Below are 8,445 nucleotides of genomic sequence, written 5' to 3'. Positions count from 1 at the left end.
GCGCACAGGCGCTGCGGCATGCGCTCGACCGGGGTCTGTCGTCCCTCAGTTTGCGCAGTACCCCCCGGCTCCCGCAGGAGTTGCGCAAGCTCGCCGAAGCGCTCACCTCTGGAGCGGACCAGCTGGCCCTCGAGGAACAACTGCATTGCGTCTCCGCCCTAGCATTCTCATTCGGGCACGAGCTCGCCCAAGCCCTCGAACGGATTGATGCAGCAGACAAAGCAACCCGGGGCGAGCGCCTGCGCCGCGTATTGCGAGCTAGAGAACTCTTGCATTCCAGAGTAACCAAAGGCGTATCGCTGGCCGAGCTCGCAGCCGAGGCGTGTATGTCCGAGTTCCACTTCATCCGCACCTTCCGGGACGCCTTTGGCGTCACCCCGGCCAAGTACCTCGAGCAGTTGAGAATGCAGCAGGCTCAGGCGCTGCTCCAGCGAACAGGTCTCCCGGTGAGCGAGGTCGCCCGGCGCTGCGGATATACCAACATGTCGGCGTTCGGCCGTGCCTTTAGGCGCGCCTGGGGAAAGCCAGCTAGGATGGTACGCTGACACTTCTTGCCCGCGCCTCAACCCTGCTCTGACCTGGAGATAAGCAGGACCTGCACACCCTCCGCTGCTAGATCGGCAACTGGCTTCAGGATCCCAATCCCATGCATCCCGTCCGTACGATCCTTGCCCTCACGATACTTGCGTCCACCATTCTGATCTATCCGCACTCCGCGAGCGCTGAGTTCCGGACCGACACTCTCGCGGCCAGGATCGAGGCCTTGGACGGGGAGACAGGGTCCGGTCGGCTCGGTGTCGGCCTTGTCGACCTCAAGGACGGAAGCGCCTGGTCATGGCGGGGTGACGAGCGCTTTCCAATGCAAAGCGTCTACAAACTCCCGATCGCCCTCGCGATCCTCACGGCTGCCGATGATGGCCGCCTCAATCTGGATGATACGATCGCGCTTGGACGCGAGGACTTGAGCATCCAGTGGAGCCCGATCGCCCGGGAGTTCAAAGGCGAGCGCGCCACCTATACCGTCCGGCAACTGGCGGAGCACGCGCTTCAGCTGAGCGACAACACCGCTTCCGACGCTCTTTTGCGCCTTGCTGGCGGTCCGGGCTCAGTCACCGCACTACTCCACCGGCACGGGATTGCTGGCATGCGCGTCGACCGATCCGAGAGGGAGATGCAGCCGGAGGCCCTCGGCCTGCCGCCCTTTCGACCGGAATGGGCCAACGAGACAGCCCTTGCAGAAGCCCTGAACGACCTTCCTCCGTCGGTCAGGCGCGCGGCCTTAGTGGCCTACCTCGCCGATATCCGCGATACGACGACCCCGAAGGCGGCCGCGCACCTTCTTGCAAAGCTAGCGCGCGGTGAGCTTCTGTCCGAGCCTATGACACGCGTCTTCCTTGGCATTCTTGCGGGCACCCGTACCGGCGGCTCCCGCATCAAGGCCGGTGTTCCAGAAGGGTCGGCCGTCGCGCACAAGACCGGCACGGCGATGGACGTACTCGGTACCGGTCCTGCGGTCAACGATGTGGGGATTGTGACCTTGCCTGGCGGCCGGCAGATTGTCGTAGCAGTGTTCGTGGCTGGTTCGGACCGTCCCCCGGCGGAGCGCGAACGGCTCATCGCCTCTGTGACGCGCGCAGCAATCGAGGCACTCCATTAGGGATTGGCTTGGCACCTCGAAACAATCCTCCTGGCCAGCAGATTATCATAGGTGCAGTCTGAGATGTCTAAGAGACGGATCGTTGTGGTGCCCTATGATCCGCGATGGGCTGATCTTTTCGCGCAGGAACGCGCCGCCATCGTGCAAGCCTGCGGGTGCCGTGTGAGCGCGGTGCACCACATCGGCAGCACCGCCGTTCCGGGGCTCGCCGCCAAACCCATCATCGACATCCTGGCTGTCCTTCAGGAACCAGAAGACGGAGTCCTCTGCATCAAGCCCTTAGGGCGGCTAGGCTACGGGTTCCGCTGCGCCAATGGCATTGACGGGCGCTACTACTTCACCAAGGGCAACCCGCGCAGCCGCCATCTCCACATGTATCCGTCAGATCATCCGGAGGTCGGGCGTCATCTCCGATTCCGGGACTATCTGCGCTCCGACCCGGACGCGGCCGCCGCGTACGCGGATCTCAAGCTGCGTCTTGCTGCCCGCTTCGCTGACGATCCGCTAGCATACGCGACGGCAAAGGATGAATTCTGCGCGCGGATCGACAGGCTGGCTACTGGCCTACACCAGGGCACTGAGTAGACCAAAGTAAGTCTTCCCCTGTTCCGGTGGAAGGTCATCTCAGCGGATCCACGACGAGTTCCACCCGCCTGTTCTTCTGACGGCCCTCGGGGTCGTCGCTGCCGTCGGGCTTTGTGTTGGAAGCCACAGGCCGACGCTCGCCAAAGCCCACGGCTTCGACATGAGCCCGCCCGGCGCTGGCGTGGCGAACGAGCCACTCCTTCACGGACGCAGTCCGACGGGCCGAGAGGCGATCGTTGTAGGCATCGGTTCCAATCCAATCTGTATGCCCCTCCACCCGGTACCGAGCATGCCCGACGCGAGTCTGAACTTCGTGGACCAGCTTGCGCAGGACCTCATTTGCCTTAAGGCAGGATCTGCAGGCAAATCAACGCTGCTCTCGGACTTAATCCCTGGGATGGGCTGCACCGGAAAAACAACTGGGCCGACCTGGAAGGCAGCCCCTGGTGGAACTGTAGCGGGAGGCTCCGCTAGCGGTTGACTTGCTCCGCCAGCCGCCAAGCCCGTCGCCAGAGGCTGAGGGTTGATCGGCTGAACTGGGAGCAGGAGTAGTGGGCGACCAGATTGCCCGCCCTCAGGCGGCCGCGCATCGGCTGGGCTTCCAACCATGACGGCCGATAGCGCTCCTGCAAGTACGAGCCGCGACGGGGAGGTGCGCATAACCTATTCTCTCACAGCAGCGGTATGTTCATGAGTGGCTGCTGGTTCGGGATCTGCACGGCCATCTGCCGCACACCGGCGGGCGGCATGCCAAACCAAGCCCAGAACTCTCGCCGCTCCCCAGCACGTACCACGCCGCCGTCGCGGTCCTTGAAGGTGCTGCAGAGGCAAGATGCCGCGTGTCCAATGCTGTACTTCTTCCGACCCGCGAAGTCGACGACGGCAATGTCTCTGAGTTCATGATTGAACGCCAAGCCGTGATCCTTGAGGCTGGTGTCGCCGCCGGATTGATTGGCGACCGCAAATTTTAGCTGCATGACGCCCTTGTCGGGCAAACGACGGAGTTCGACCACCTCAAGGCGTACCCCGGGTGCAAGTTCGACCCCCACGCCTCCACCACCGTGGTTTGTTGTCGTGTCAGTGCTTGAGGCGACGACGCCTTGAGACTGGGCAAAGGTCAGATCTGCTCCGCTTGTGACCGCCGCAATTCCGATCGCCAATGCCCAGCATGAACGCGCTAGTTTCATCAATCATCCTCCGGGAAATTCCAACGTCCAGTTATGGGCGTGAAGTAAGATGACTAGGAGCAGGAACCTGTATTCGCAGGATCGGCACACTCCCGTTCGATGGCAGCGGGTCTGCCCCCTTCTATGACGACGTTGAACGGCTCACGTGCGGGGCCTACGATAAGGATCACGCCGTCTGGAACGGCTCGTTCTGCGTGACGGCGTCGACGCCTCGTCCATCCACTGAGGCAGGCTCCATGGAAACACCGCCCGCAGCGATCAGGTGATGATCGGGAACTGGACGGTGGTTGTGGTGCCCTTCTTCGAGCTTTCCTGTTCGACCTGACCACCAACCTGAGCAGCCAGGGAGGCGATCAGTCGAGTGCCTGACCCCTGGGGTCGGGACGGGTCGATCCCTTGGCCATTGTCGGAGACGGTCAACCGAGCCTCCCCCACGCCGACACCCGTCACGAGCCGAACCGTGATTGCCCCTCCTTCAGCGCCGAAGGCATGTTTGGCGCTGTTCGTGATGGTTTCATTCACGATCAGTCCCACAGGCACAGCCCGGTCGATCAGAAGCTCGATCTCATCGGCCTGAACCTCGATGGTGATGTTCTCCAACTGCTGCTCGATGTTGGAGCACAGCGCCCGGAGATAGGCTGAAAGATCGATCAACCGCGTATTCTTGCTAAAGCCCTGCGTGGGATTGAGTTGATCATGGGCCAGGGAGATCGCATTGATGCGGTTTGCCACGTGATCAAGAACCCGTCGTGCGGGCTCCTCATCGATGCGCCGCCTCTGCAGGGCAATCATCGAGAGAATGATCTGGAAGTTGTTCTTTACCCGGTGCTGCATCTCGGCCAGGAGTTCATGCCGCTGCTGCGCTTCCCTGGAAGCCGTAGCAATTGCTTCTGCCTCCCTCTCTGCCGTCTGGAACCGCCGGATAACCGTCCCTATGGTTGCTGCTGCCGCCGTCATGAAGTTCAGGGTATCGGCGCTGAAATCGCGAGGCGTGGAGCTATCCACCTCCAGTACGCCCCAAGCCGCGCCATCGACCAGAATCGGGACATTGGCGAGAGACACAATCCCGTGCTCCTTCAGCACGGGTGAGATCGTGAACTCGGCGGTGTTACTGGTGTCGGTGATAACCACCGGCTCGCCCGTCTGGTAAGCCCGTCCGGCAGGGGACCTAAGGGCGGTGGAGAAGGTCGCGGTGCCGACTACGCCCTCCTTCCAACCGATCCCAGCCACCTGCAGAAGATCGCCCGTCTGACGGCGGTACTGCAAGATCTTCACGTGCTTGATCTCCACCGCGCGTGCTACTTGAACAACGGCCTGACCGAGGAAGCGGTTGAGGTCGAGTTGCTGGGAGGCGAGCCGACCCAGATCAACGATGATCCGCATGTGGCGGCGGAGCATATCGGCGCTCTCCAGAGCCGCTTCAAGGCCTTCCTTCTTTGCCGCCCCTGCGGCCTTCTTCGAGGATGGGGATCGTGTCGGCATGGTGATGTAATGCACGAAAGCAAGGTAAGGTGCAGGTTCCCCTGCCGTTAGGGTCAACCTGCCATACCTCACAAGGTTTCCGGGAGGCCACAGTCGAGCTTCATCGAAACGAGTAGACAGGACCCCGCCAAGGCAGTCACCTTCCAGGTGGGCTGGGTCCAATGGGACGGCGGTTCCCGATGAGAGGCGCCATGTTGCAGGAGACCCACTATGGAGCTGGAGAAGGTGTTATTTCAGCTTATTCAGAAGATGTCTGAGATGCACTGCACAGCGCATCAGAAAAGACTTGGACGAGGCGGCCTATGCTCAAGGCTTGGTAAGCCCATTATCTTTTATAAACACATTCCCGGGCCGATTTTATTCAATGGGTGTAGAGAACGCCCAAGCTGCCCTGATCGTCTCCTCTGGTGCAGGTGCCCTGGATAAGGCTTAGCCCAGATTGACAATCAGCAGCGTGTTGCTAGGTGTCACTCATTGACACCGGCCCCTCCTCCTCTTTCCCGGATTTCATGAGAACCCGTAAGACACGAAACGTCTCGCTCACCCCTGAGCTGGAGGCCCTGGTCGACAACAAGGTTGCTTCCGGGCGCTATCGCAGCGCCAGCGAGGTGGTCCGCGCGGCGCTTCGCCTGCTCGACGAGAGGGAGCGCCGCATCGAGCAGATGAAGGGGGCGGCGACCGGAACATTTCATGCTGGTTGAGCGGTTCTTGGACGCTACCACCAAAAGTTCGAGCTTCCTCCAGGGCGGCGGCGAGATGGGAGCGCGCATGCGCGCTCATGACTGGTCAGCCTCGCCCTTGGGCGATCCTCAAGCCTGGCCCCAGTCATTGCGCACCCTTGTGCGGGTGATGCTGAATGCCCAGCAGGCCATGTTCATCGCCTGGGGGCCGGAGCTCGCCTTCCTCTATAACGATGCCTATGCGCCGATCTTCGGGGCCAAGCACCCCGACGCACTCGGACGCCCCTTCGCGGAGGTCTGGTCCGACATCTGGAGCCAGATCAAGCCCCTGGTCGACGACACGCTGGCGGGTAAGCCTAGCTGGCATGAGGACCTCCTGATCCCCATGCAACGCCATGGCTACCTGGAAGAGGCCTGGTTCAGCTTCTCCTACACACCTATCTGGGATGAGAACGACCACGTCGCAGGCATGTTCTGCGCGGCAACGGAAACCACCGAGAAGGTCCAGGCGGAACGCCGGAGCGTCGCCGAGCGCGAGCGGCTGCGGCAGATGTTCGAGCAGGCCCCCGGTATCATGGCCATGCTGGGCGGCCCAAACCACGTCTTCGAACTGGCCAACGACGCTTACCTCCAGCTCGTTGGGCACCGGGGCCTGATCGGGAGGCCCGTCCGCGAGGCACTGCCGGAGATCGAAGGGCAAGGCTTCTTTGAGCTTCTCGACAGCGTCTACAGAACAGGGAAGCCGTTTGTCGGACGGGGTGTGCCTGTTCGCGTGCAGCGGCAGCTTGGCGGCCCCCTTGAGGAGCGCTTCGTCGACTTCATCTATCAGCCGATTAAGGATGCCGACGCGCAGGTCACCGGCATCTTCGTCGAAGGCTACGACGTTACAGAAGCGAAGCAGTCGGTGGAGGCATTGCGCGCCAGCGAGGAGTTCAACCGCCGCATCCTGGACAGCTCCACAGACTGCATCAAGGTGCTCGACACCGGCGCCCGGCTCCAGTTCATGAGCCAGGGCGGCATGCAGGTGATGGAGGTGGACGACTTCGGTGCTATCCGGGACTGCGATTGGCGCTCCTTCTGGTTCGGCCCGGAGCATGAAAAGGCGCGGCAGGCCATCGAGACCGCCTTGGCAGGCGGTACAGCCCGGTTCCAGGGGCCAACGCCGACGGCCAAGGGAACGCTCAAATGGTGGGACGTGGCCGTCACTCCTATCATGGGAGCAGACGGACAGGTGGAAAGGCTCCTGTCCGTCTCGCGCGACATCACCGCCACCAAGAAAGGTGAGGAGGCCTTGAGAGAAAGCCAGCGGCGGTTGAATGCGGTTCTCAACAACGCCTCTGTGTCGATCTTCCTCATGAACGAGCACCAGCACTGCGTCTACATGAATGCGGCGGCCGAAAAGCTGACCGGCTATACGCTGGACGAGGTGCAGGGGCGCGCGCTCCATGACGTGATCCACCACACCCGGCCTGACGGCAGTCACTTCCCCCTGGAAGAATGCCCGATCGACCGAGCCTTCCCGGAGGCCCATCAGATGCAGGGCGAGGAGGTGTTCGTTCACAAGGACGGCAGCTTCTATCCAGTCGCCTTCACGGCCAGCCCGATCTGGGACGAGGATGCAAGAACCATCGGCACCATCATCGAGGTGCGCGACATCAGTGCTGAAAAGAAGGCGCAGGAGCACCAACAGCTTCTCATCAACGAGCTGAACCACCGGGTGAAGAACACCCTCGCGACGGTTCAGTCCATTGCCTCGCAGACACTGCGGAATGCGCCAACCACACTGAACGCTAAGGAGGCTTTGGAGGGGCGATTGTTTGCCTTGTCCCGTGCCCACGATGTGCTCACCCGCGAGAATTGGGACGGCGCGAACCTCTGGGAGATCGTTGCCCAGGCGGTCGAACCCTACAGCAGCCGTGGAGAGGATCGTCTGCATCTGAGAGGCCCCGAGGTTCGCCTGTCCCCCCGCATGGCTCTGGCGTTGGCCATGGCGCTCCAGGAGCTTGCCACCAATGCCGTCAAATACGGAGCCCTGTCGAATGCGGCAGGAGAGATCAGGATCATCTGGCAGGTTGTTGGTTCGTCACAGGCTCCGGCTCGCCTGCAGCTCCGGTGGGAAGAGACCGGAGGACCTCCTGTCCAGACGCCCACCCGCCGCGGGTTCGGCACCCGGCTGATCGAGCGCAGCCTGGCGCAGGACCTTGATGGGGATGTGCAGATTGAGTTTGCCCCAACAGGCCTTGTCTGTACCGTAGATGCTCCCCTGACCTAAAGGGGCAACCTCCAGCACAAGCTAAGACTTACTGTTGCCATTGAGCCCTGTGTCCCGGCGACAGAACCTCTGCCCCGAATAGTACCCGTCTGGTGTAGGCCAGGCGGGTTTTCTCATGCGCCCAGCACGTGCCGCCACGCTGAAACCCGCCCCTCCCGAGCGAGTTGGCCAATGTAAGCTTCAGTTCCGCCTCGCATCTTGAGCGGAAGCTCTCAGGAGTATCGACGGTGATTCCGTCAATGATAACGATGCGGCGCCCGGTAGCAGTCTCGGCCGGGGTGGTATACACCTGCAGAATTGGGAGAACCGCGACGAGCAAGAGCTCGACGCCAATGACTGCGACCTCAGGCGAGGAAGCAGTTGCTTCCTGTGAACCGTTTTACAAACAGCCAAAGGTTTACATCGAGCCCAATGACTAAACAGGCCATCCGTGAACGGGACTAGATTGGCTTCGTATGGTGCCGTCTGGGATGTGGTGGACTTTTGAGAGGGTGGCGTAGTCTCCGGGTGTTGAAGCCCACAAAACGGGATTCGGGCGTTGGAGCGCCAGGGTCCCATTGGAGACCACGCCATGACGGACCC

Annotated in this window: 7 protein-coding genes and 1 pseudogene; 5 read left to right on the top strand and 3 right to left on the bottom strand. The window is 61.8% G+C overall.

Going from position 1 to position 8,445, the window contains the following annotated elements; translation table 11 throughout:
• From GR303_RS23835 to GR303_RS23825, 3 genes are all read left to right on the top strand, one after another.
• Positions 1–545 (top strand): helix-turn-helix domain-containing protein (locus tag GR303_RS23835; protein WP_161726891.1); only part of this gene is annotated, 545 nt, incomplete at its 5' end.
• Positions 546–646: 101 nt separating this feature from the next.
• On the top strand, positions 647–1,657 hold the full coding sequence (gene bla, locus GR303_RS23830) for a class A beta-lactamase (RefSeq protein WP_210253394.1): 1,011 nt from the start codon (positions 647–649) through the stop codon (positions 1,655–1,657).
• 87 nt (positions 1,658–1,744) lie between these two features.
• Complete coding sequence (locus GR303_RS23825) at positions 1,745–2,242, top strand: GrpB family protein (protein ID WP_161726895.1); 498 nt, start codon at positions 1,745–1,747, stop codon at positions 2,240–2,242.
• A gap of 34 nt (positions 2,243–2,276) precedes the next feature.
• Here the strand turns inward: GR303_RS23825 and GR303_RS23820 are convergent.
• The 3 genes and pseudogenes from GR303_RS23820 to GR303_RS23810 all read right to left on the bottom strand — a co-directional run.
• A pseudogene (locus tag GR303_RS23820) lies at positions 2,277–2,576 on the bottom strand (OmpA family protein); the annotation flags it as partial.
• Between the two features lie 337 nt (positions 2,577–2,913).
• Positions 2,914–3,429, bottom strand: a complete 516-nt coding sequence (locus tag GR303_RS23815) for a hypothetical protein (protein ID WP_161726896.1) — start codon at positions 3,427–3,429, stop codon at positions 2,914–2,916.
• Between the two features lie 258 nt (positions 3,430–3,687).
• Entirely contained in the window at positions 3,688–4,926 is a 1,239-nt protein-coding gene (locus GR303_RS23810; protein WP_343038510.1) for a sensor histidine kinase, read from the bottom strand.
• A 494-nt stretch (positions 4,927–5,420) separates the two neighbouring features.
• Between GR303_RS23810 and GR303_RS23805 the strand changes: the two genes are divergently transcribed.
• Both GR303_RS23805 and GR303_RS23800 read left to right on the top strand, forming a co-directional pair.
• A complete protein-coding gene (locus tag GR303_RS23805; protein WP_161726898.1) occupies positions 5,421–5,612 on the top strand; it encodes a type II toxin-antitoxin system ParD family antitoxin in 192 nt (63 codons plus the stop codon).
• A 7-nt stretch (positions 5,613–5,619) separates the two neighbouring features.
• Positions 5,620–7,863 (top strand): PAS domain-containing sensor histidine kinase, encoded by a 2,244-nt coding sequence (locus GR303_RS23800; protein WP_161726900.1) that lies wholly within the window; start codon positions 5,620–5,622, stop codon positions 7,861–7,863.
• The last annotated feature ends 582 nt before the right edge of the window (positions 7,864–8,445 follow it).

It is taken from the genome of Microvirga arsenatis, assembly GCF_009910705.1.
Taxonomy (GTDB): Bacteria; Pseudomonadota; Alphaproteobacteria; order Rhizobiales; family Beijerinckiaceae; genus Microvirga; species Microvirga arsenatis.
This window is presented reverse-complemented; position numbering and strand designations above follow the sequence as displayed.

What these genes read in the sequence shown, in the direction of transcription:
- bla (WP_210253394.1), top strand. Translation starts at nt 647, where the DNA reads ATGCATCCCGTCCGTACGATCCTTGCCCTCACGATACTTGCGTCCACC.
- GR303_RS23815 (WP_161726896.1), bottom strand. Translation starts at nt 3,429, where the DNA reads ATGAAACTAGCGCGTTCATGCTGGGCATTGGCGATCGGAATTGCGGCG.
- GR303_RS23805 (WP_161726898.1), top strand. Translation starts at nt 5,421, where the DNA reads ATGAGAACCCGTAAGACACGAAACGTCTCGCTCACCCCTGAGCTGGAG.